This window comes from Streptomyces sp. NPDC001100, assembly GCF_053598575.1.
On the sequence record NZ_JBSFKO010000004.1, the window covers coordinates 1 to 23,297 of the forward strand.

16 protein-coding genes are annotated in these 23,297 nt (G+C 70.8%); 7 read left to right on the forward strand and 9 right to left on the reverse strand.

Translation table 11 applies throughout. The features are described from left to right. Both ACWDEW_RS06430 and ACWDEW_RS06435 read right to left on the reverse strand, forming a co-directional pair. On the reverse strand, positions 1 to 988 hold a 988-nt coding region (locus ACWDEW_RS06430), incomplete at its 3' end, for a maltotransferase domain-containing protein (RefSeq protein WP_450510180.1). 218 nt (positions 989 to 1,206) lie between these two features. Further along, the gene (locus ACWDEW_RS06435) at positions 1,207 to 2,418 is read right to left on the reverse strand and encodes a S8 family peptidase (protein WP_450510182.1); all 1,212 of its coding nucleotides are present in this window, start codon (positions 2,416 to 2,418) and stop codon (positions 1,207 to 1,209) included. 233 nt (positions 2,419 to 2,651) lie between these two features. On the opposite strand from ACWDEW_RS06435, the gene ACWDEW_RS06440 reads away from it, so the two are divergent. After that, positions 2,652 to 5,270, forward strand: a complete 2,619-nt coding sequence (locus tag ACWDEW_RS06440) for a glycosyltransferase family 1 protein (protein ID WP_450510184.1) — start codon at positions 2,652 to 2,654, stop codon at positions 5,268 to 5,270. 74 nt (positions 5,271 to 5,344) lie between these two features. Here the strand turns inward: ACWDEW_RS06440 and ACWDEW_RS06445 are convergent, their stop codons facing one another. The 3 genes from ACWDEW_RS06445 to ACWDEW_RS06455 all read right to left on the reverse strand — a co-directional run bounded on the left by ACWDEW_RS06445 (position 5,345) and on the right by ACWDEW_RS06455 (position 9,876). Further along, positions 5,345 to 5,854: a DUF1990 family protein gene (locus ACWDEW_RS06445; protein ID WP_450510186.1), complete on the reverse strand. Its 510-nt coding sequence runs from the start codon at positions 5,852 to 5,854 to the stop codon at positions 5,345 to 5,347. Between the two features lie 82 nt (positions 5,855 to 5,936). Then, positions 5,937 to 7,592 (reverse strand): M4 family metallopeptidase, encoded by a 1,656-nt coding sequence (locus ACWDEW_RS06450; protein WP_450510188.1) that lies wholly within the window; start codon positions 7,590 to 7,592, stop codon positions 5,937 to 5,939. 256 nt (positions 7,593 to 7,848) lie between these two features. Continuing rightward, positions 7,849 to 9,876: a M4 family metallopeptidase gene (locus ACWDEW_RS06455; RefSeq protein WP_450510190.1), complete on the reverse strand. Its 2,028-nt coding sequence runs from the start codon at positions 9,874 to 9,876 to the stop codon at positions 7,849 to 7,851. A gap of 340 nt (positions 9,877 to 10,216) precedes the next feature. Here ACWDEW_RS06455 and ACWDEW_RS06460 point away from each other — a divergent pair, with 340 nt between their 5' ends. Next, complete coding sequence (locus tag ACWDEW_RS06460) at positions 10,217 to 11,647, forward strand: ammonium transporter (protein WP_450510192.1); 1,431 nt, start codon at positions 10,217 to 10,219, stop codon at positions 11,645 to 11,647. 21 nt (positions 11,648 to 11,668) lie between these two features. After that, positions 11,669 to 12,004 (forward strand): P-II family nitrogen regulator, encoded by a 336-nt coding sequence (locus ACWDEW_RS06465; RefSeq protein ID WP_450510194.1) that lies wholly within the window; start codon positions 11,669 to 11,671, stop codon positions 12,002 to 12,004. A gap of 44 nt (positions 12,005 to 12,048) precedes the next feature. Here ACWDEW_RS06465 and ACWDEW_RS06470 read toward each other — a convergent pair whose 3' ends face one another. The 4 genes from ACWDEW_RS06470 to ACWDEW_RS06485 all read right to left on the reverse strand — a co-directional run bounded on the left by ACWDEW_RS06470 (position 12,049) and on the right by ACWDEW_RS06485 (position 19,530). Next, on the reverse strand, positions 12,049 to 13,818 hold the full coding sequence (locus ACWDEW_RS06470) for an ABC transporter ATP-binding protein (protein ID WP_450510196.1): 1,770 nt from the start codon (positions 13,816 to 13,818) through the stop codon (positions 12,049 to 12,051). Then, positions 13,815 to 15,533, reverse strand: coding sequence for an ABC transporter ATP-binding protein (locus ACWDEW_RS06475; protein ID WP_450510198.1), 1,719 nt, complete (start codon positions 15,531 to 15,533; stop codon positions 13,815 to 13,817). The genes ACWDEW_RS06470 and ACWDEW_RS06475 overlap by 4 nt, the downstream gene beginning before the upstream one ends. A 296-nt stretch (positions 15,534 to 15,829) precedes the next feature. Next, positions 15,830 to 17,689, reverse strand: a complete 1,860-nt coding sequence (locus ACWDEW_RS06480) for an ABC transporter ATP-binding protein (RefSeq protein ID WP_450510200.1) — start codon at positions 17,687 to 17,689, stop codon at positions 15,830 to 15,832. Continuing rightward, positions 17,686 to 19,530 carry an ABC transporter ATP-binding protein gene (locus tag ACWDEW_RS06485; RefSeq protein WP_450510202.1) on the reverse strand — a complete coding sequence of 615 codons (1,845 nt, stop codon included), beginning with the start codon at positions 19,528 to 19,530 and terminating at the stop codon, positions 17,686 to 17,688. The genes ACWDEW_RS06480 and ACWDEW_RS06485 overlap by 4 nt, the downstream gene beginning before the upstream one ends. 183 nt (positions 19,531 to 19,713) lie before the next feature. Between ACWDEW_RS06485 and ACWDEW_RS06490 the strand changes: the two genes are divergently transcribed. The 4 genes from ACWDEW_RS06490 to ACWDEW_RS06505 are packed head-to-tail and all read left to right on the forward strand — an operon-like array spanning position 19,714 to position 23,288. Next, positions 19,714 to 20,625: an ABC transporter ATP-binding protein gene (locus ACWDEW_RS06490; protein ID WP_450510204.1), complete on the forward strand. Its 912-nt coding sequence runs from the start codon at positions 19,714 to 19,716 to the stop codon at positions 20,623 to 20,625. After that, positions 20,622 to 21,356: an ABC transporter permease gene (locus ACWDEW_RS06495; RefSeq protein ID WP_450510206.1), complete on the forward strand. Its 735-nt coding sequence runs from the start codon at positions 20,622 to 20,624 to the stop codon at positions 21,354 to 21,356. Before ACWDEW_RS06490 ends, ACWDEW_RS06495 begins: the two co-directional genes overlap by 4 nt. A 26-nt stretch (positions 21,357 to 21,382) precedes the next feature. Further along, positions 21,383 to 22,651 (forward strand): sensor histidine kinase, encoded by a 1,269-nt coding sequence (locus tag ACWDEW_RS06500; protein WP_450510208.1) that lies wholly within the window; start codon positions 21,383 to 21,385, stop codon positions 22,649 to 22,651. Further along, positions 22,644 to 23,288 (forward strand): response regulator, encoded by a 645-nt coding sequence (locus ACWDEW_RS06505; protein WP_450510210.1) that lies wholly within the window; start codon positions 22,644 to 22,646, stop codon positions 23,286 to 23,288. The genes ACWDEW_RS06500 and ACWDEW_RS06505 overlap by 8 nt, the downstream gene beginning before the upstream one ends. The last annotated feature ends 9 nt before the right edge of the window (positions 23,289 to 23,297 follow it).

The window sequence follows — 23,297 nt, forward strand, 5'->3', positions numbered from 1 at the left end:
CGTCGAAGTCCTCCAGCGTCCCGAGCCGGGGGTGGATCGCGTCGTGCCCGCCCTCCGGGGAGCCGATCGCCCACGGGACACCGACGTCCTCGGGCCCGGCGGACAGCGTGTTGTTCGGACCCTTGCGGAAGGTCGTCCCGATCGGGTGGATCGGCGGGAGGTAGACGACGTCGAAGCCCATAGCGGCGATACCCGCGAGCCGTTTCGCCGCCGTACGGAACGTGCCGTGCGGCTCGGCCGCCGTGCCCTCGGAGCGCGGGAAGAACTCGTACCAGGCGCCGTACAACGCCCGCTCCCGCTCCACCAGCAACGCGCGCGGCTCGGAGACCGTGACCAGTTCCCGCAGCGGATACCGGGCGAGGACCTCGTCCACCTCCGGTGTCAGCGCGGCGGCGAGCCGGGCCGCGGCCGGGCGGGTCTCGTCGCGGAGGGCGGTGACCGCGGTGCGCAGGACGGGCCGCAGGCCCTTGCCCTTCGGCACACCGGCGATGGCGCGCTCGTACAGCCGCGCGCCCTCCTCCAGGACCAGGTCCGTGTCCATCCCGGCCGGGATCTTGATCCCCGCGTGGTGGCGCCAGGTGGAGACCGGATCGCTCCAGGCCTCCACGACGTACGACCAGTGGCCCGGTGCGTCGGGCGTGACGGTGGCGCCCCAGCGGTCGGTGCCCGGGGCGAGCTCCCGCATCGGGGTCCAGGGGCCGGGGCGGCCGTCCGGGTCGTACAGGACGACGTTGGCGGCGACCGCGTCGTGGCCCTCGCGGAAGACGGTGGCCGAGACCTCGAACGTCTCACCGGTGACCGCTTTGGCGGCCCGGTGGCCGTGCTGGACGACCGGCCGGACATCGAGGACGGGGATGCGTCCGATGCCGGGGGACGTGCCGACCGCGGAGGGTGGCTCCGGGGCGGGTGGTGCCGTGCCGGCGGGGCGCACGGGGGGCGTGGCCGTGCCGGATGTCGGGGGTGGTGACGAGTGGTGCGTGGCGGGCATGACCGCTCCTGTCCGCGTCAACGTGGGTGTGGGCGGATGGATGTGGGGAGGTGGGTCCTGCGAAGGAGATCCCGTGCTGCGTCTGGGGGTGTACCGGTGGAGCCTTCCCACCCTATTCGGGTTAGCAATCCGGCAGGTTGCTAACTACTTACGCGCAGATCTCCACGAAAGATCCGGCCCCGTCCTGGGCGAACGGGGCCGGAGCCGTCACTCCCGCACTACGACCGCGGTACTTGCAGGAGTTTGTCCGGCGAACCGAGTCCTTCACCGGACACCTTGCCGGAAACCGCCCCCGCGACGAGCGCCCTGGACACCTGTGCGGGTGTGGCGCGCGGGTGAGCGCCGAGATAGACCGCCGCCGCGCCGGCCGCGTGCGGCGACGCCATCGACGTACCGGAGAAGGTCGCCTTCGCCGTGTCGCTCGTGTCTGTCGCGGAGGTGATCGAGACGCCCGGGGCGAACAGGTCGACGGCCGGGCCGAAGTTCGAGAAGGCCGCCCTGGCGTCGGTGCGGTCGGTGGCGCCGGCCGTGATCGCCTCCTTCACGTCGGCGGGCGAGTACAGGCCGGCCGACAGCCCGTCGTTGCCCGCCGCCACCGTGTAGGTGACTCCGGAGGCGATCGAGTTGCGTACGGCGGCGTCCAGCTGGGCGTTGTGGTAGCCGCCGAGGCTGAGATTGGCCACCGCCGGTTTGTGTGCGTGCCGGGTGACCCAGTCGATCCCCGCGATCACCTGCGAGGTCGTACCGGCTCCCGCGTTGTCCAGGACGCGGACGGCGACCACCCTGGCCTTCTTGGCGACGCCGTATGTGCTGCCGACGATCGTGCCCGCGACATGGGTGCCGTGGCCGTTGCCGTCCTGGGCGGTGGTGTCGTCGTCGACGAAGTCCCAGCCGTAGCTCGCCCGGCCGCCGAAGTCCTTGTGGGTGACGCGGATGCCGGTGTCGATCACGTACACCGTCACCCCGCTGCCCCCGGAGTCCGGCGAGGTGTAGCGCTTGTCCAGCGGCAGGCTCGGCTGGTCGAGGCGGTCCAGGCCCCAGGACGGCGGGTTGCGCTCGGTGCGGCCGACCCGGTCCAGGGTCACCCGGGTGTCCTGGGCGACCGAGGCGACCCGCGGGTCCGCCGCGAGGAGTCTCGCCTGTCTCTCGTTCGCCTCGACGGCGTAGCCGTTCAGGGCCGTGCCGTAGGTGTGGCTTATTTTCGCCCCGTACTTCTCGGCGAGCCCCTTGCCGGCCGCCGACGGAGCCTCCGTTCCCCCCTTGAGCGTCACCAGGTAACTGCCGCTGACGGTGCCGGGTGCGCCGGCGCCGAGTATGGTCCCCTCCGGTGCGGCGTGCGCGGGCAGGGTGATGGCCGAAAACACCACGGCTGTGGCGACCGCGGTCAGTCCCCCCGCCCGGCGCAGACGCCGCGTACGCGTCCGTGCCATGGTCGAGTTCCCCTCCTTCAACTCTCCACTGGGCAGCCTCTCGTGCGGTGCGAAGCACCACAAGGGCGCATGAGGGGCCCTTTTCGGCCCAGGCCGGTTCATCTGCGGTACAGGTCGGCAGCATGCAGCGCGTCCGCCGTTTCAGGACGACGTCCACACCGTCCCCGGTACCGTCTTCAGAGACGACGACGCACATAGCCGTGTGTCATCCAGCGAACGCGCAAGGTGGAGCTGTGAAGGCGATCCGTCGATTCACCGTCCGTCCCGTTCTCCCCGAACCCCTCCGGCCGCTCAGCGATCTCGCGCGCAACCTGCGCTGGTCCTGGCACGCGGAAACCCGCGATCTCTTCCAGTCCGTCGATCCCGAGCGCTGGACCGCCTCGGAAGGCGATCCGGTACGACTGCTCGGCAGCGTCTCGGCCGAGCGGCTGGCGGAGCTGGCCGAGGACAGCCGTTTCCTGCGCCGGCTCACCGAGGTCGCCGGCGATCTCGCCGACTACGTGGGCGGCGACCGCTGGTACCAGGCCCAGTCCGGTGAACTGCCCGCCGCCGTCGCCTACTTCTCACCCGAGTTCGGCGTCACGGCCGCCCTGCCCCAGTACTCCGGCGGCCTCGGCATCCTCGCCGGCGACCATCTCAAGTCGGCCAGCGATCTCGGCGTACCACTGATCGGCGTCGGACTCCTCTACCGGCACGGCTACTTCCGCCAGTCGCTGTCCCGGGACGGCTGGCAGCAGGAGACCTATCCGGTCCTCGACCCCAACGAACTCCCGGTGGCACTGGTGCGGGAGGACGACGGCTCTCCGGCCCAGGTCTCCATCGCCCTGCCCGGCGGCCGCTCGCTGCGCGCCCGGATCTGGCTGGCGCAGGTCGGCCGGGTGCCGCTGCTGATGCTCGACTCCGACGTCGAGGAGAACGACCTCGGCGCCCGCGGGGTGACCGATGTCCTCTACGGCGGCGGCAGCGAACACCGGCTGCTCCAGGAGATGTTGCTCGGCATAGGGGGTGTGCGTGCGGTACGGACGTACTGCCGCCTCACCGGTCACCCCGAGCCCGAGGTGTTCCACACCAACGAGGGCCACGCGGGCTTCCTCGGCCTGGAGCGGATCGCCGAACTCTGCGACGCCGGGCTGGACTTCGACGCGGGCCTGGAAGCGGTGCGGGCGGGCACGGTCTTCACCACGCACACCCCGGTCCCGGCCGGAATCGACCGCTTCGACCGGGAGCTGGTCGCCACCCACTTCGGGCCGGACGCCGAACTCCCGCGCATGGACGTCGGAAACATCCTCCGCCTGGGCATGGAGACCTACCCGGGCGGCGAACCCAACCTGTTCAACATGGCCGTGATGGGCCTGCGCCTGGGCCAACGCGCCAACGGCGTCTCGCTGTTGCACGGCCAGGTCAGCCGCGAGATGTTCTCCGGCCTGTGGCCGGGCTTCGACCCGGAGGAGGTGCCGATCACCTCCGTGACCAACGGCGTGCACGCGCCGACCTGGGTCGCCCCCGAGGTGTTCCGGCTCGGCGCCCGGCAGATCGGCGCCCAGCGCACCGAGGACGCGATGTCGGTCGGTGGCTCGGACCGCTGGGACGCGGTCGCGGAGATCCCGGACCAGGACATCTGGGAGCTACGGCGCGATCTGCGCGAGCAGCTGGTCGTGGAGGTACGGGAGCGGTTGCGCGCCTCCTGGCGTCAACGCGGCGCCGGGTCGGCCGAGTTGGGCTGGATCGACGGCGTGCTCGACCCCGACGTCCTCACCATCGGCTTCGCCCGCCGCGTCCCGTCGTACAAACGCCTGACGCTGATGCTGCGCGACCGGGACCGGCTGATGGACCTCCTGCTGCACCCGGACCACCCGATCCAGATCGTGGTGGCGGGCAAGGCGCACCCGGCGGACGACGGCGGCAAGCGGCTCGTCCAGGAGCTGGTGAAGTTCGCGGACGACCCGCGCGTCCGCCACCGCATCGTCTTCCTCCCCGACTACGGCATGGCGATGGCGCAGAAGCTCTACCCCGGCTGCGACATCTGGCTCAACAACCCGCTCCGCCCGCTGGAGGCCTGCGGCACGAGCGGGATGAAGGCCGCGCTCAACGGCTGCCTCAACCTCTCGGTCCTGGACGGCTGGTGGGACGAGTGGTTCCAGCCCGACTTCGGCTGGGCCATCCCCACGGCGGACGGCACCGGCACGGATCCCGACCACCGCGACGACGTGGAGGCCGCCGCGCTCTACGACCTCCTGGAGCAGCGCGTGACCCCGCGTTTCTACGAGCGGGGTCAGGACGGTCTGCCCGACCGCTGGATCGAAATGGTGCGCCAGACACTGACGTTGCTCGGTCCGAAGGTGCTGGCCGGGCGGATGGTCCGCGAGTACGTGGAGCGGCTGTACGCCCCGGCCGCGCACGCGCACCGCGCCATGACCCCGGACGCGGCGCGTGAACTCGCCGCGTGGAAGGGGCGGGTGCGGGGCGCGTGGCACGGGGTGACCGTCGACCACGTGGAGACGTCTGCGGCTACGGCCACGGCGGAACTCGGTACGACGCTGAATCTGCGGGTGCGGGTGGGCCTGGGCGGCCTGGCCCCGGACGATGTCGAAGTACAGGCGGTCTCCGGCCGGGTGGACCCGGAGGACCGGATCGGGGACGGGGTGGCTGTGCCGCTCAAGCCGGTCGGCGGTCCGGATGCGGAGGGGCACTGGTTGTTCGAGGGGCCGCTTTCCCTTGATCGAACCGGGCCCTATGGATATACGGTCCGGATTCTGCCTGCGCACCGACTACTGGCGTCCAGTGCGGAGTTGGGGCTGGTGGCGGTGCCTTCTGAGGACGGAGTGGAAGGAGCCGGAGTACTGATGAGGTAGTGCTTCGGCTGCGGGTACGTCGTGGCTGGTCGCGCAGTTCCCCGCGCCCCTTCGGGGCGCGGGTGCCCCCTTGCTCACACCTCCGAGTACGGCGCGCACATCTGCCGCAGCGTGCTGCCCATCCGCCTCGCGTAGGCGTGCTGCAAACCCCGTGTCGCCGGGCCGCCCAGCCGTGTGTACCACTTCGCGGCGCGGCTGAAGGCCGAGACCGTCAGCCAGACCGTGCCGTCGCCCGTGCGGTCGACCACGAAGGCCTCCTCGCCGCATTCGGGGTGGCCGGGGAGGGTGCCGTAGGCCCAGCCGGACCTGCGGTGTTCTTCCACCGTCCAGACTATGCGGCAGGGGCTCCTGATCAGGCCCGCGAGGGTGACCGTCACGTCCACGCCGGGGGCGGCCTTGTCGGCGCTCGTCTCGACGCCGACGCCCGTCTCGCGGTGCAGCTCCCAGGTGAGGAGCGCGTCGGACGCCCGGCGGAAGACCTTCTCGCCCTCGCCGATCCGCGTGCGCACAAACAGGGGGTGGAAGCCCGGGGGGCAGAAGCCGCGTTCGCGGGTCGCGCCGACGTCGTCGTACGTGAAGGACATGGGACCCAAGAGTAGGGCGGTACCCGGAGATGCCTTCGCTCCGGGTACCGCCCTTACCGCTTACCTGTCAACTCGGCTGTCGTCAGGTGACGTTGACGGCCGTCCAGGTCGCCGCGACCGCCGCGTACTCGGCGGAGCCGGTGCCGTAGAGCGCGGCAGCCGCGCTCAGGGTGCCGGTGCGGGCCGACTTGTAGTTGGTGGTCGACGTGAAGTACGTCGTCAGCGCCTTGTACCAGATCTGCAGCGCCTTGGCGCGGCCGATGCCGGCGAGCGTGGCGCCGTTGTACGTCGGGGAGTTGTAGGTCACCCCGTTGATGGTCTTCGAACCGCTGCCCTCCGAGAGGAGGTAGAAGAAGTGGTTCGCGACGCCCGACGAGTAGTGCACGTCGAGGTTGCCGACCGAGGAGGACCAGTAGTTGGCGGAGCCGCCGTCCTTGCTGGGCTGGTCCATGTAGCGCAGCGGGCTGCCGTCGCCGTTGATGTCGATCTTCTCGCCGATGAGGTAGTCACCGGGGTCGGAGGAGTTGTTGGCGTAGAACTCGACGCCCGTGCCGAAGATGTCGGAGGTCGCCTCGTTCAGGCCGCCGGACTCACCGCTGTAGTTGAGGCCGGCGGTGTTGGCGGTGACGCCGTGGCTCATCTCGTGGCCGGCCACGTCCAGCGAGGTCAGCGGGTGGGTGTTGCCCGAGCCGTCGCCGTAGGTCATGCAGAAGCAGCTGTCGTCCCAGAACGCGTTGACGTACGAACTGCCGTAGTGCACGCGCGAGTAGGCACCGACACCGTTGTTCTTGATGCCGCTGCGGCCGAACGTGTCCTTGTAGAAGTCCCACGTCTCCTGGGCGCCGTAGGCGGCGTCCGCGGCGGCGGTCACGTCGGTGGTGGAGCTGGATGCGGTGCCGGTGCCCCACGTGTTGGTGGTGTTGGTGAACAGGGTGCCGGTGCCGGACGTCCCGTGCTTCAGGTTGTACGTCTTGTGGCTGCCGCGCGAGGCGTCGGTCAGCGAGTACGTCGTGCCCGACAGCGTGGTGGTGAGGCTGACCGTGCCCGAGTACAGCGTCTTGCCGGTGCCGGTGGCGTTCTCGATGCCCTGGTACTCGAAGAGCTTCTTGCCGGTGGCCGCGTCGGTGATGACGTGCAGCTGGTTGGGGGTGCCGTCGTCCTGGAGGCCGCCGACGATCGTCTCGTAGGCGAGGACGGGGGTGGCGCCGCCGGCCCAGATGACCTTGCGGGCACCGTCGGCGGCGGTCTTGTCCGAACCGGCGGCCTTGGCGGCGGTCAGCGCCTGCTTCTCGGCCTTGGCGACCGTGATCTTCGGTGTGACGGTGGCGACCTTGATGGCCGCCGAGTGCGCCTTGGTGACACCCTCGGTCTTGCCGGCCGGCGAGGTGTGGACGACCAGGTCGCCGCCGAGGACCGGGAGGCCCGCGTAGGTGCGCTCGTAGCGGGTGTGCACCGTGCCGTCGACGTCCTTGACGACGTCCTTGACGACCAGCTTCTCCTTGGTGCCGAGGCCTATCTGCGTGGCCGTCTCGGCCGCGTCGGCCTGCTTCTCCTTGACCAGCGCGGTGCGCGCGGCGTTGGAGAGCAGCTGCGGGGCGGCGGCGAGGGGGGCCGCCTTGCCCGTGGCGGGCTGGGCGGAGGCACCGGTGGTGACACCGGTGGCGAGCAGGGCGCCTGCGGCCACCGCGGTGGCGATGGCCAGAGTGGTGCGCTTGTGACGCGCGTAGAGGGGGGTCACGCGAGCTCCTCTGTGGGGGAGTCCGGCAGCGTGGGGTTACTGACCGGAGCGGTTGTGAAATTGCTGTGCTGAAGCGGCGTGAGGGAAGACTGGCATCAGGGGCGCGTACATGTCAGGACCCCGAAGTGATGTTGGCTGAAAATCGACTGTCCGGTGAACGTTGCGGCAATGTAAACGTCCACAACAGGGCGCCGCCCCGGAGTTGAAACCCCGGGACGGCGCCTTGTTTGTGCGGCCTGAACTGGACGGCTGGTTTTTACGGGAACGTAAGCTTCCAGCTGTTGATGTAGCCGGTGTCCTGTGCAGCCACGTCCTGGACCTTCAACTTCCAGACGCCGTTGGCGACTTCGGAGGACGCGTCGACCGTGTAGGTCGCCTGCACGTTGTCCGCCGAGTCGGACGAGCTGGAGTTCTTCAGCCGGTACGTCGACCCGTCCGGGGCCACCAGGTCGATCACCAGGTCACCGCGCCAGGTGTGCACGATGTCGACGGTGACCGCGAGGTTCGAGGGCGCGTTGCCCGTGCGCCCGGACACCGTGACGGACGACGTGACGGCCGCCCCGTTGTCCGGAATCGATACGTCGGCCGTGTTCTCGAACGACGTACCGCCACCGCCGCCGCCACCGGAGCGCGCACCGACCGCGACGGCCGCCCACGCGTCCTGCACCGCCTTGTACTCGGCGCCCGTCGTGCCGTACAGCTCACCCGCCGCCGCGAGGGTCCCGGTGCGGGCCGCCGCGTAGTTGGTGGTGGACGTGAACTTCGTGGTGAGCGCGCGGTACCAGATCTGCAGCGCCTTGTCCCGGCCGATGCCGGTGACCGGAAGCCCGTCCGCGGTGGGCGAGTTGTAGCTGACGCCGTTGATGACCTTGGCGCCGCTGCCCTCGCTCAGCAGGTAGAAGAAGTGGTTGGCGACGCCCGAGGAGTAGTGGACGTCGAGGTTGCCGACGCCGGAGTACCAACTGTCCGCGGAGCCGCCGTCCTTGCTGGGCTTGTCCATGTAACGCAGCGGCGTGCCGTCGCCGTTGATGTCGATCTTCTCGCCGATGAGGTAGTCGCCCACGTCGGTCGAGTTGTTGGCGTAGAACTCGACGCCGGTGCCGAAGATGTCGGAGGTCGCCTCGTTCAACCCGCCCGATTCACCGGAGTAGTTGAGTCCGGCGGTGTTGGAGGTGACGCCGTGGCTCATCTCGTGCCCTGCCACGTCCAGCGCCGTCAGCGGGTCCGCGTTGCCCGAGCCGTCGCCGTACGTCATGCAGAAGCAGCTGTCGTCCCAGAACGCGTTGACGTACGAATTCCCGTAGTGGACACGGGAGTAGGCGCCGACACCGTTGTTCTTGATGCCGCTGCGGCCGAACGTGTTCTTGTAGAAGTCCCAGGTCTCCGCCGCGCCGTAGTGCGCGTCGGCGCCGGCCGTCGCCGCGTTCGACGTGGTGCCGTTGCCCCAGGTGTTGCTGGTCTGGGAGAACAGGGTGCCGGTGCCGGAGGTGCCGTGGTTGAGGTTGTACGTCTTGTGGCCGCCGCGGTCGCCGTCGGTGAGGTTGTACGACGTGCCCGACTGGGTCGTGGTCAGCGAAACGGTGCCGCTGTACTGGGTGTTGCCCGTACCGGTGGCGTTCTCGATGCCCTGGTACTCGTAGAGCTTCTTGCCGGTGGCCGCGTCGGTGATGACGTGCAGCTCGTTCGGGGTGCCGTCGTCCTGGAGACCGCCGACGACCGTCTCGTAGGCGAGGACCGGCTTGCCGCTCGCCGCCCAGATCACCTTGCGGGCGGAGTCGGCGGCCGACTTGGTGGAGCCGAGGGCCTTGGCCCGGGAGACGGCCTGCTTCTCCGCCGTCGCGGTGGCGACGCTCGGAGTGAGGTCGGCGACCTTGATGGTGGCGTTGGTCGCCTTGATGACACGCTCGGTCGCGCCCGACTTGGCGGTGTCGACGACCAGGTCGCCGCCGAGGACGGGGAGTCCGGCGTAGGTGCGCTCGTAGCGGGTGTGGACCGTGCCGTCCGCGTCCTTGACGACGTCACGGGCGATGAGCGTCTCCTTGGCGCCCAGGCCGATGTCCTTGGCGGTCGCGGTCCGCGCCGACTGGGCGTCGCGGAGCAGCTCGGCGCGCTGCGAAGCGGAGAGCGAGAGCGCCGTGTGCGCCGGATTCCCCTTGCCGGCAAGGGGTTTGGCCGGTGCGGCGGAGGAGGTCGCGCCCGCCTGGACGGCCGCGGCGAGCAGAGCGGTGACGCCGGCGACGGCGACTATGTGGGAGGTGCGTCTGCGCGAGGAATTGCTTCTCAACACTGACTCCTTCAGGACGGTCGCGGATCGCGCGACCAGGGGAGATCACAGGGATCACAGGAGTGAAGCTGTGGGGTTGCTGTGAAGCGCCAGTGGGAAGAGTGGCACCAGCTCGCGCTTTCTGTCAGGAGCGCGTCAGGAACTTGGCCGGAATTCGTTCGTTGTCCGGGCGTTCGTGTCCGCTATGCGGAGCGCCACTTGACGCTTCCTTGACCGTGAACAGAAGTTTTCCCGGCCGACATGCCCCCGGAACCAACCCGAAAAAGATCCGGCACGATCCTGCCGTGCAACCGGCGGTCCTGCCGGACCGCCGCTCCCACGAGGGGAGTTGACGGTTGCAGTGATTCCCTATCCCAACTGGCTGGACGCGGGCGACAACGCCTGGCAGCTCGTCGCGGCGACACTCGTCGGACTGATGAGCATCCCCGGCATCGCGATCCTCTACGGCGGCCTGGTCCAGCGCAAGTGGGTCGTGAACACCATGTTCATGGCCTTCACCGGCTTCTCGCTGGTCCTGGTCGGCTGGGTCCTCTGGGAGTTCAAGATGGGGTTCGGTGAACCCCTGAACTCCAGTTGGCCCGGCATCCTCGGCGCGTTCGTCGGCCGGCCCGGCACCATCGTCGGCTCGGCGAGCGAACAGCAACAGGCGTGGATACCGCTCGTCAACGGCAACGACCTGATGCCGAGCTTCCACTTCCCGCAGTCCACGCTCGCCTACTTCCACTTCGCGTTCGCGGCGATCACCCCGCTGCTCTTCATGGGCAGCGTGATCGGCCGGATGAACATCCGCGCGTGGCTGCTCTTCGTCCCGATCTGGTCGACCCTGGTCTACACGGTCAACGCCTTCCTGCTGTGGGGTGGCGGCTGGTGGGCGGCCAAGGGCGCGCTCGACTACTCCGGCGGCTACGTCATCCACCTCGCCGCGGGCACCTCGGGCTTCGTGGCGGCGGCGGTGATCGGCCCCCGCCTGGCCCGCGACCGCGCCCACGGCGTGCCCAACAACCTCCCCATGGTGGCCGTCGGCGCGGGCATCCTCTGGCTCGGCTGGAACGGCTTCAACGGCGGCGACATGTACTTCGGCGGCCACAACGCGGCGGTCGCGGTCCTCAACACCAACCTCTGTACGGCGGTTGCCCTGCTGGTGTGGGTGTTCTGGGACATGTTCGTCGGCCCGCAGCGCAAGCCGACCTTCCTCGGCGGCATCAACGGCATGATCGTCGGCCTGGTGGCGATCACCCCGGCGGCCGGCTTCGTCAGCGGGATCGGCGCGATCTACATCGGCATCATCGCGTCCTCGATCGTCTGGCTGGCCTGGAACTACCTGTCCAAGGTCCCGCCGTTCAACAAGGTCGACGACGCACTCGGCGTCGTCTACACCCACGGCATCGCGGGCCTCGCCGGCGGCATGCTCGTCGGCATCTTCGCCGACCCGGCGGTCGCCGTGTACCTCAACAAGGACGGCTCCACGGCGTTCTCCACCAGCGGCTGGCTCTACGGCAACCTCGACCAGCTCTGGAAGCAGGCGGGTTCGGCCGGGACGGTCATCCTCTACGACGCCGTGATGACCTTCCTCATCCTCAAGGGGATCGGCCTGTTCGTGAAACTCCGGGCGCCCGACGAGGTGTTGGAGAGCGGCGACATCGCGGTCCACGACGAGGAGGCGTACCCGACGGAGTCGGCGGTGGCGTCCGCGTCGGAACCGGTGGCGGTGGCGTCGGCACCAGCGCCGGCGCCGACCAAGGAGAAGACCAAAGAACCGGACTCCGGTTGACATGGCCGGAGTTGAGGACCCGTGAAGCTCGTCACCGCGGTCCTCCCGCCCCACCGCGTCCCGGACGTCATGAAGGCTCTCCAGTCGTTCGGGGTGCGGGGAGTGACCGTGACCGAGGTACGGGCCTACGAACCCCGGACGGTCCGGGTGGAGGTCTACCGGGGCAGTGAGTACCGGGTGACCCTCGCCCCGCGGCTCCGGCTCGACATCCTCACCCTCGACTTCGACGCGACCGATCTCGTCCGGGTCATCCGTGCCGCGGGCGCCCGCGGCACGGGGGGCGGCACGGTGTGGGTGACTCCGGTGGAGGAGGTGGTACGGATCCGGACGCGGGAGCGGGGGCCGGACGCGGTGTGAGCCGTCAACTGCCGGGCGGGGTCTGTCTTTCGGCCCGTCCGGCGTCAGCCACCCGACGCCCGCCCGTCCCCGTGCCACGAGTGCCACAGCGCCGCGTACGCCCCCTCCGCCGTCACCAGTTCCTCGTGCGGGCCGAGTTCGGTCAGCAGGCCGTTCTCCATGACGGCCACCCGGTCCGCGTCGTGGGCGGTGTGGAGGCGGTGGGCGATGGCGATGACGGTGCGGCCCTCCAGGACGGCGGCCAGCGCGCGCTCGGTGTGGCGGGCGGTGGCCGGGTCCAGGAGGGCCGTAGCCTCGTCCAGGATCAGGGTGTGCGGGTCGGCCAACACCACGCGGGCCAGGGCGAGTTGCTGGGCCTGCGAGCCGTCCGTGGCCCGACCGTCCGCGCCCAGTGGGGTGTTGAGGCCCTCGGGCAGTTCCCGTACCCATTCCTCGGCGCCGACCGCCGCCAGCGCCGACCACAACTCCTCGTCCGTGGCGGCCGGTTCGGCGATCAGGAGGTTCTCGCGGACCGTGCCCAGGAAGACGTGGTGTTCCTGGGTGACCAGCACGACCTGGCGGCGCAGCGTCTCCGGTGAGAGTCCGGAGACCGGTACCCCGCCCACGGTCACCGTGCCCTCGGTCGGCGCGTCGACGCCCGCCAGCAGCCGGCTCAGCGTGGTCTTGCCGGCACCCGACGGGCCGACGACCGCCAGCCGTTCGCCCGGCCGTACCGACAGGTCCACGCCGTGCAGCACCTCGCCGCCGCGCTCGTAGGCGTACCGCACCCCGGTCACATCGATCCGGTCGTCAGCCGGAGCCGGCGCGTCCCCGTCGCCCTCCGCCCGCGGCGCCCGGGCCAGCCCCTCCACCCGGGCGAACGAGGCGCCGCTGCTCTGCAGTTGCTCGACCCGCATCAGGATCTGGTCCAGGGGCTCGGTGAACTGCCGCAGATACAGCGCCGCCGCCACCACCGCGCCCACGCCCACCGTCCCGCGCCCGTGCAGCCACCCGCCGACCAGCAGCACGCCCGCCACCGGAATCGTGTACGACACCTCGACCGCGGGGAAGAACACGGACCGCAGGAACAGCGTGTACAGCCTCGCCCGCTTGGTGGTCTCCAGCGTGTCCCGGCTCGCCGTGACCCGCCGCTCCTGGAGCCGGAACGCCTCCACCGTGCGCGCCCCCGACGCGGTCGCCGTGAGGATCTCGGCGACCTCCGACATCGCCGCGCCCTCCGCGAGATAGCCGTCCCGGGCCCGGCGCAGATACCAGCGCAGCGCGAACCAGATCGGCGTCAGACCGATCACCCCGAACAGACCGAGCAGGGGATCGAGGGCGAACACCGCGCCCATCACGAACAGCGCCTGCACGGAGCAGACCAGCAGTTCGGGCGCGACGTCCCGCAGGGTCGTGCCCACGGTCGCCACGTCGGAGGTGCCGCGCGCCGTCAGATCGCCCGTCCCGGCCCGCTCCACCACCGACGCGGGCAGCGCCAGCGCCCGGTCCACGAAGTCCTCCCGGACCCGGGCCAGCGTGCGCTCCCCGAACCGGTACCCCACGTACCGTGCCCAGCGCGCCAGCAGCAACTGGGCCAGCGAGCACACCACGATGACCAGGGCCAGCCGGTCCACGACCCCCACCCCGGCGCCGGCCCGCACCTCGTCCACGATCCGCCCGAGCAGCCAGGGCCCGGCCAGCCCGGCCGCGGCGGCCAGCGCGTTCACCACCAGTACGACGGCGAACGCCCGCCGGTCCGCCCGGATCAGCCGGACCGCGGCCCGCCGCACCTCGGCCCGTTCGGCGATGGGGAGTTGACCCTTGTCCGCCGTCACCGTACGACCTCCTCCGCGTCCGCATCCGCGTCCCGGGCCACCAGCGCGCGGTAGCCCGGCTCCTGTGCCAGCAGCCGGCGATGGTCGCCGTCGGCCGCGACCTTGCCGTCGACCAGGTAGAGCACGGTGTCCGCCTGGTCCAGGACCAGCGGGGACGTCGTGGTCACCACCGTCGTACGGCCCGAGCGCGCCTCGCGCAGCCGCCGGGCGACCGCCGCCTCGGTGTGGGCGTCCAGGGCCGAGGTCGGTTCCACCGCGAGCAGCACCTCGGGCTCGGCGAGCAACGCCCGCACCAGCCGCACCCGTTGGCGCTGCCCGCCGGAGAGACTGCGGCCCTGCGCGGCCACGAGCGAGTCCAGACCCTCCGGCAGCCCCTGCACGATGTCGTCGGCGGCACCCGCGAACACGGCCTCCGCCACCGCCTCCGCCGACCGCTCCCGGCGCCCGGCCAGCACCTCCCGCAGCGGTCCGGCGAACAGGTCGGCCTCGTTGTCCGCGACCAGGATCCGGGACCTGACCTGGTCCAGCGGAATCGCGTCGAGCGCGACCCCGCCCCAGGTGACCCGGGACGGCCCGTACCGGCCGAGCCGGTCGACCACGGCCAGTGTCTCCCCGGGCCGCGCACCCACCAGCGCGGTCAGCCGCCCGGGCAGCACCCGCACACCGGAGTCGGGGTCGTGCAGGGCGGCCGGTTCGGCGGGCGCGGCCGACGTGCCCGTGTCCGCCTCCGGCTGGAGCGCCAGCAGCCGTACGACCCGGCGCGCGGCCACCACGCCCCGGCTCAGCTCGTAGACCATCTGTACGAAGAAGGCCACCGGGCCCACCAGCACCGCGACATAGCCGTACACGGCGACCAACTCGCCCACGCTGAGCTGCCCTTGGGCCGCCAGCCGGGCCGCGAGCCAGGTCACCACGGCGAGGAACAGGGTCGGCAGTCCGACCCCGATCGCCTGCACCCAGCTGGCCACCGCGCCCACCCGGTAGCCCTGCCTCCGCAGCCGCTGCGAGTCACGCCGGAACGCGTCCGCGAACAGCCCTTTGCCACCCAGCCCGTTGAGAACACGCAGACCGCCCGAGAGATCGGCGATACGCGCGGTGAGCACGCTCTGCCGCTCCCGGTACTCCGTCTCCACGCCCTGCAGCCGACGGGTCAGCGGCCCCGCGAGCAGCGCGATCACCGGCACACCCAGCAGGACCACGGCGGCCAGCGGCGCCGAGATCGACAGCAGCACCCCGGCCACCACGCCGTAGACGACCAGCGCGCCGAAGCCGGGTCCGACGACCGTCAGGGACTGGGCGATCGTCCACACGTCGCCGACGCCGATCGTGATGACCTCGCCCGCCCGCGCCCGGCGCGACAGCACCGCACCCAGCCGGACCGCCTGGCCCACGATCAGCTTCACCGTGCGGAAGTTGGCGTCCATGCGCACCCGGGTCATGGTGCGGTGCCGCATGATGCTCAGCCACGAGTTGACCGCCCCGACCACGAACAGCGCCCCGGTCCACCAGGCCAGCGTGCCCAGATGCCCCGGCACCAGACCGTCGTCGACGGCCCGCGCCATCAGATACGGCGCCGCCGCCATCAGCACCATCCAGACGCTCGACAACAGCGCCCCGGACAGCGCCCGCCACCGCTGCCGCATCACCAGCCACCACAGGAAATGCCAGCCGCCCCGACAGTCGGGTGTCCCGGGATCCTCGTACGCGTCGATCATGTGCCTCCTTGCCCAGGCCGCTGAACGCGGGCAGCCATGAGCGATCCTGGTGTGGTTGGAGACCTCGAAGATTACCGAGCGTGAGCGCGGTTGCCCATCGAATAATTCACGCAGGACGGCGTCCGCGGCAGCTCGCGGCCCAGCAGGGCACCTTGTCCGACGCCGTGTTCAGGACGGGCGCGACGACCTCTGTGTGAAACTGTCGCGCCGGTTCAAGACCGGGCAGGAAGCACGTGTCATGTGTCTGTCTCCCGAGTGGACTGTCCATCGAAACGAGAAACCTGGACCCGTAGCCCTCACGCCAGACTGTCCCGCCAGGCCCGGTGCAGATCCGAGAACCGGCCTGTCCCCGCGATGAGTTCGCCCGGACTGCCGTCCTCCACGATCCGGCCGTGCTCCATGACCAGCACCCGGTCGGCGATCTCGACGGTGGACAGCCGGTGCGCGATCACCACCGCCGTACGGCCCCGCAGGACCGTCGACATGGCCCGCTGCACGGCCTGTTCGCCCGGGACGTCCAGCGAACTGGTCGCCTCGTCCAGGATCAGCACCGCCGGGTCGGCGAGCAACGCCCGTGCGAATGCCACGAGTTGACGCTGGCCGGCCGAGATACGGCCACCCCGTTTGCGTACGTCCGTGTCGTAGCCGTCGGGCAGCGCGCTGATGAAGTCGTGCGCGCCGATCGCCTTCGCGGCCCGCTCGATCTCCTCACGCGGCGCGTCCGGACGGCCGATCGCGATGTTCTCGGCGACCGTGCCGGAGAACAGGAACGCCTCCTGCGTCACCATCACCACCCCGCGCCGCAGTTCGGGCCCGGACAGCTCGCGCAGGTCGACGCCGTCGAGCAGCACCCGCCCGTCCGAGGGGTCGTAGAAGCGGGCCAGCAGCTTGGCCAGGGTGGACTTGCCGGCGCCGGTGGAGCCGACCACGGCGACCGTCTGACCGGCGGGGAGCGTGAGGTCGAAGAAGGGCAGCACCTCGCCGCCGGTGCGGTAGGCGAAGCGGACCCCGTCGAAGACCACCTCGCGGCCGGGCTGCGCCGACTCAAGTTCGGCGAGCTGCATCGGAGTTGACGGCTCGGGAACGGACGGGGTCTGGGCCAGCAGGCCCGCGATCTTCTCCAGGGACGCGGCGGCCGACTGGTAGGAGTTGAGGAACATGCCGAGCCGGTCGATCGGGTCGTACAGCCGTCGTAGATACAGCACGGCGGCGGCCAGGACACCCAGTTCCAGCGAGCCGTCCGCGACCCGGTTCGCGCCCCACAGCACGATCACCGCGACCGCCGTGTTGGCGACCAGGCGGGAGCCGGTGACATAGCGCGCCATCTCCAACAGGGCGTCGCCGTTGGACCGTTGGTGCCGCTGGTTGAGGATCCCGAAGTCGGCGTCGTTCACGGCCTCACGGCGGAACGCGCGTACCGGGCGGATGCCGTTCATCGTCTCCACGAACTTCACGATCACCCGCGCGATCGCCGTGGACCGCACCGCGTACACCCGCACCGCGCGCCGCTGGTAGACCCGCACCAGCAGATACAGCGGCACGAAGGACGCCACCGCGACCGCGCCGAGCCCCAGGTCCAGCCAGAGCAGCATCGCCGAGATGTAGACGAAGGACAGGATGACCGTGATCAGCTCCTGGAGGCCCTCGCTGAGCAGTTCGCGCAGCGCCTCGACGTCCGTGGTGGAACGGGAGATGAGCCGGCCGGAGGTGTAGCGCTCGTGGAAGTCGATGCTGAGCGCCTGCGCGTGCCGGAAGATCCGGCCGCGCAGATCGAGCAGCACGTCCTGGTTGACGCGGGCGGAGGCGCCGATGAACGCGTACTGCAGCCCGCCGGAGAGCAGCGCGCAGAGCGGATAGCCGACGGCCACGGCGATCAGCGGCCCGTGGTCGTGATCGCGGAAGGCCGGTACCGCCCGGTCGATGGCGTACGCCACCAGCAGCGGGCCCACCTGCACGGCCGCCTGCTGAAGCAGCAGGAGGAGGGTGGTGACGGTGACGCGGGCCTTCATGGGGGCGAGCAGGGAGCGCAGCAGGGCGGTGGTCGCGCCCGGGGGAGTGGGCAGGACGTCGTGGTCGAAGGGGTCGCCCGTGGCGGGCTGGTGCGGGGGGTCGGGGGTGTCGTCGGTGGTGGGCGCCGATGTGGTGGGGGCGGTCATCGTTCGTCCTCCTGCTCCGGGGTGGCCGACTGGACGCCCGACATCAGATGCGCGTACTCCGCGTTCGTGAGCAGGAGTTCCTGGTGGGTGCCCACCGCCGTGATACGGCCGTCCGACAGCAGGGCCACCCGATCGGCGAGCAGGACCGTGGACGGGCGGTGGGCCACGATCAACGCCGTTGTGTCCGCGAGGACGTCGCGCAGCGCGGCTTCTACGGCGGCCTCGGTGTGGACGTCCAGTGCGGAGAGCGGGTCGTCCAGGACGAGGAAGCGGGGCTTGCCCACCACCGCCCTTGCCAGCGCGAGGCGTTGGCGCTGGCCGCCGGAGAGGCTCAGGCCCTGTTCGCCGACGCGGGTGTCCGTGCCCTGGGGGAGCGCGTGGGCGAAGTCTGCCTGGGCGACCGCCAGTGCGCGGTCCAACTCCGGTTGTCCCGCGCCCTCTTCGGCGCCCATGAGGACGTTTTCGCCGACGCTGGTCGAGAACAGGGTGGGTTCCTCGAAGGCCACGGCGACGAGGGCGCGCAGTTCCTCGCGGGGCATCGCCGTGATGTCCTCGCCGTCCAGTGTGATGTGGCCCGACGTCACCTCGTGGAGGCGGGGGACGAGGGCGGTGAGGGTCGTTTTGCCTGTGCCGGTGGCGCCGACGAGGGCCATGGATTCGCCGGGTCTGATGTGCAGGTCGATGCGGTCGAGGGTTGGTGGGGAATCGGGCGGGGCGTCCGGGTAGCGGAAGGAGACTGAGGAGAAGCGGATGCCGTCGTTGTTGGGCGCGCCGCCGTGGGGGCTGGGCGCGCCCCGCGGCGGAGCCGCAGATTGATACAGCCCCGCGCCCCTTTGGTGGGTCTCCGCTTCCGGCGTTTCGTCCATTACCTCGAAGAATCGCTCCGTCGCCGTTGCCGCCTCCTGGCTCATGGCCAGGAGGAAGCCGATCGACTCGACCGGCCAGCGCAGGGCCAGTGCCGTGGAGAGGAAGGCCACCAGCGTGCCCGCCGACAGGTTGCCGTCCGCCACCTGCACCGTGCCCAGGACCAGGGTCGCGCCGAGGGCCAGTTCGGGGAGGGTCACGATGACGCCCCAGATCGTGGCCAGGAGGCGGGCCTTGCGGAGTTCGGTGCCACGCAGCCTCCGCGACAGTTCACGGAACGCCCGGGCCTGGCTGCGGTGGCGGCCGAAGCCCTTGATGATGCGGATGCCGAGGACGCTCTCCTCGACGACCGTGGTCAGGTCGCCGACCTGGTCCTGTGCGAGGCGTGCCACATGCGCGTACCGCCGCTCGAAGATCACACAGGTGACGATCACCGGCACGGCGGGCCCCAGGATCACCAGTCCCAGCGTCCAGTCCTGGAGCAGCATGATGATCACGCCCACCAGGATCGTCACGGCGTTGACCAGCAGGAACGTGAGGGGGAAGGCCAGGAACATGCGCAGCAGCATGAGGTCGGTGGTGCCCCGGGAGAGGAGCTGGCCGGAGGGCCATCTGTCGTGGAAGGCCACCGGGAGCCGTTGCAGATGCCGGTACAGGTCCGCGCGCATCTCCGCCTCGACGCGTGACAACGGCCGGGCCACCAGCCAGCGCCGCAGGCCGAACAGACCCGCCTCCGCGATGCCGAGCAGCAGCAGATACAGCGCCCCGAGCCACACCCCCGCCGTGTCCCGGTCGGCGACCGGGCCGTCCACCATCCACTTCAGGACGAGCGGGAACACCAGCCCCGTACAGGACGCGACGACGGCCACCCCGGCCGCGGCGAACAGCCGTACCCGCACGGGGCGGACGTACGGCCACAGCCGCGCGAGCGTACGGGCGGCGGATCGGTCCTTGGCGGGTGCATGCGTTGTCGACATCACGGGCGAGCCTACGGACCGCCACTGACAGTGCCCACCGAGTTTTGGCCGGACCCGCATCGGCCGCTGGTCCTACGACCTGCGGGTCCGAGGGGTCGTAGCGGCGCATCAACCGATCGGTTGATGCGCGGTCGAGCGCGATGGGCGATGTGGCAGACCCGGCCCCGGCGGGACCCTCGGAGCATGTCAGCCACACCTGTCATCGAAGTCACCGCACTGCGCAAGTCCTACGGCGGCCGGGCCGTCGTCGACGGTGTCTCGTTCGCCGTCGAGGAGGGCGAGATCTTCGGGATCCTCGGCCCGAACGGCGCCGGCAAGACCACCACCGTCGAGTGCGTCGAAGGACTGCGCGTCCCGGACGCGGGCCGGGTCCGCGTCACCGGCCTCGACCCCGTCGCCGACCACGAGCAGGTCGCCCGCGTCCTCGGCGCCCAGCTCCAGGAGAGCGAACTCCAGGCCAAGCTCACCGTCCGCGAGGCCCTGGAGCTGTACGCGGCCCTCTTTCCGCACCCCGCCGACTGGCGGCCGCTGGCCGAACGCCTGGGCCTGACCGCCAAGTTGACCACCCGGTTCGCGAAGCTCTCCGGCGGCCAGAAGCAGCGCCTGTTCATCGCGCTCGCGCTGATCGGCAACCCCCGGGTCGTCGTGCTCGACGAACTCACCACCGGGCTCGACCCGCGCGCCAGGCGCGACACCTGGCAGCTCATCGAGGACGTCCGGGCGAGCGGGGTCACCGTCCTCCTCGTCACCCACTTCATGGAGGAGGCGCAGCGCCTCTGCGACCGGATCGCCGTGATCGACAAGGGCAGGGTGGCCGCCCTGGACACACCGGACGGGCTGATCCGCCGCTCGGCGGGCTCCACCGTCATCAGCTTCACGCCCTCCGCGCCGCTCGACGACGGCGACCTGAACGCGCTGCCCGCGCTCACCTCCGTGGCCCGCAAGGACGGCCGGATCACGCTCTCCGGCACCGACGAGACCGTCAACGCCGTCATCACCCTGCTCGCCCGCGGCCACATCACCGCCCACCAACTCCGGGTCTCCGACGCCACGTTGGACGACGCCTTCCTGGACCTGACGGAGGTCGCCCGATGAACACCGCAGTCCTGCGCACCGAGTTGCGCCTCTTCCGCCGCGAACCCGGCGCCCTCTTCTGGATCCTGGCCTTCCCCACCCTGCTGCTGGTGATCCTGGGTTCCATCCCGGGCTTCCGCCACCACCAGGCGGACCTGGGCGGCCTGCGCACGATCGACGTGTACGTTCCGGTCACCGTCCTGCTCGGCATGATCGTCGGCGCGCTCCAGTCGATGCCGCAGACCCTCACCGGCTACCGCGAACGCGGCATCCTGCGCCGCATGTCCGCCACCCCGGTCCGCCCCTCCGCCCTGCTCTCCGCCCAGATGGTGGTCTACGGCGCGGCGGCCCTCGCCTCCGCCCTGCTCGCGCTGATCGTCGGCCGCCTCGCCTTCGACGTACGGCTTCCCGAGCAGGCCTTCGGCTACCTCCTCGCCCTGCTCCTCGCGATCCTCGCCGCGCTCGCGCTGGGCGCGGTGGTGTCCGCGCTGTCGCGGACGACGAAGATCGCGGGCGCCATCGGGTCGGCGGTGTTCTTCCCGATGATGTTCTGCGCGGGTGTGTGGATCCCGGTGAACTCCATGCCGGACGTCATGGCCCGGATCGTCGGCTACACCCCGTTCGGCGCCGCCGCCGAGGCCCTGAACCGGGCGGCGGCCGGGCACTGGCCGGGCTGGACACACCTGGGCGTCCTGGTGGCCTGGACCGTCCTGCTGACGGCGGGTGCCTCCCGCTGGTTCCGCTGGGAGTAGGGGAGGCGGCCGTGCAGACTGGGGAGATGACCACCAGGGACCGCCAGATCGACCGGCGCTGGGAGCAGCTGCACACATGGGGGCCGTACGGGCTGCTCGGCATCAGTGTCGTCCTCGCGGTCGCCTCCTCCGGTCTGTTCGACCACAGCGCCGCCCAGTGGTGGGCCGGCTGGGCCCTGGCCGGTTTCGCGCTCGTCCTCCAGCTGTGGTGGCACGCGGTCCGGGTCCGCCGTCCCGGGCGCGGCCGGACCCCCTCGCGGACGGGGACGGCGTACTACGTCGTCCGCTGGGCCATCGCCTTCGCCCTCACCTGGATCGACCCGTTCTTCGCGTTCTACGCGGCCTCCGGTTTCATGGACGCCGACGAACTGATCCCCGGCACGCTCGGGCAGCGGATCGGGCTGTTCGCGAGCGCGGTCACCGTGGCCGGAGCGCAGGCCGGCGGGCTGCCGCTCGGGAGCGGGCTCCAGTGGATCCTCTTCGCGGCGCTCGTGCTCGCCAACTCCGTCCTCCAGATGGCGATCGCCCACATGACCGACCAGGAGGCACGGCGCGCCCGTGAGCGCACCGAGACCATCACCGAACTCGAACGCACCAACACCGCCCTCCAGCAGGCCCTCGACGAGAACGCCGCCCTGCACGCCCAACTCCTCGTCCAGGCAAGGGAAGCCGGGGTCGCCGACGAACGCCGCCGGCTGGCCGCCGAGATCCACGACACGATCGCCCAGGGCCTGACCGGCATCATCGCCCAGCTCCAAGTCGTCGCGAACGCACCCGACTTGACGACCGCCCGTACGCACCTCGACCGCGCTTCCACCCTCGCCCGGCACAGTCTCGGTGAGGCCCGGCGCTCCGTGCAGAACCTCGCGCCGATCGCGCTGGAGAACGACGGGCTGCCCGAGGCGCTGAAGAACACGGTCGCCGAATGGGGCGAACGCACCGGTGTACGCGCCGAGTTCACCGTCACCGGCATCACCGAACAGCTCCACGACGAGGTCTCCGCGACCCTGCTGCGCATCGCCCAGGAGGCCCTGTCGAACGCGGCCCGGCACGCCCGGGCCACCCGTGTCGGCGTCACCCTCTCCTTCCTCGGCGAGGACGTCATCCTCGACATCCGCGACGACGGACAGGGTTTCGACCCGCTCGCCCTGCCCGAACGCACCCGCACCGGAGGGTTCGGCCTCGACGGCATGCGGGCCCGCGCCGAGCGCATCGCGGGCACGCTCGCGGTCGAGTCCGAGCCCGGTCACGGCACCGCCCTGTCGGCTCGCGTACCGTTGGTCCGCCATGAGTGACGAGTCGCTGATCTCCCTGCTGATCGTGGACGACCATCCCGTCGTACGGGACGGTCTGCGCGGCATGTTCGAGTCCGCGCCCGGATTCCGTGTCCTGGGCGAGGCGGCGAACGGCGTCGAGGCCGTGGAGCGGGCCGCCGCTCTCGACCCGGACGTGATCCTGATGGACCTGCGGATGCCGGCCGGCGGCGGAGTCGACGCCATCCGGGAGCTGACCCGCCGCGCGGCCCGCGCGAAGGTGCTCGTGCTGACGACGTACGACACCGACTCCGACACCCTGCCCGCGATCGAGGCGGGCGCGACCGGCTATCTGTTGAAGGACGCGCCCCGCGACGAGCTGTTCACCGCCGTCCGCGCGGCGGCGGAGGGCCGTACGGTCCTCTCGCCCGCCGTCGCCTCCCGGCTGGTCTCCGCCGTGCGCGGCCCGCAGACCCCCGGCAGCGAACCGCTCTCCGCCCGCGAACGCGAAGTACTGGCACTCGTCGCCAAGGGCACCTCCAACCGCGAGATCGCCCGCGAACTCTTCATCAGCGAGGCGACCGTCAAGACCCATCTCACCCACCTGTACGGCAAGTTGGGCGTCAAGGACCGCGCGGCGGCGGTGGCGACGGCGTACGACCGGGGGATCCTCGGCTAGGCCGGGGCC

Coding starts and splice junctions, on each gene's coding strand:
- ACWDEW_RS06490 (WP_450510204.1), top strand. CDS start 19,714: ATGTCAGCCACACCTGTCATCGAAGTCACCGCACTGCGCAAGTCCTAC.
- ACWDEW_RS06500 (WP_450510208.1), top strand. CDS start 21,383: ATGACCACCAGGGACCGCCAGATCGACCGGCGCTGGGAGCAGCTGCAC.
- ACWDEW_RS06445 (WP_450510186.1), bottom strand. CDS start 5,854: ATGTCCTTCACGTACGACGACGTCGGCGCGACCCGCGAACGCGGCTTC.
- ACWDEW_RS06505 (WP_450510210.1), top strand. CDS start 22,644: ATGAGTGACGAGTCGCTGATCTCCCTGCTGATCGTGGACGACCATCCC.
- ACWDEW_RS06475 (WP_450510198.1), bottom strand. CDS start 15,533: ATGATCGACGCGTACGAGGATCCCGGGACACCCGACTGTCGGGGCGGC.
- ACWDEW_RS06485 (WP_450510202.1), bottom strand. CDS start 19,530: ATGTCGACAACGCATGCACCCGCCAAGGACCGATCCGCCGCCCGTACG.
- ACWDEW_RS06480 (WP_450510200.1), bottom strand. CDS start 17,689: ATGACCGCCCCCACCACATCGGCGCCCACCACCGACGACACCCCCGAC.
- ACWDEW_RS06435 (WP_450510182.1), bottom strand. CDS start 2,418: ATGGCACGGACGCGTACGCGGCGTCTGCGCCGGGCGGGGGGACTGACC.
- ACWDEW_RS06495 (WP_450510206.1), top strand. CDS start 20,622: ATGAACACCGCAGTCCTGCGCACCGAGTTGCGCCTCTTCCGCCGCGAA.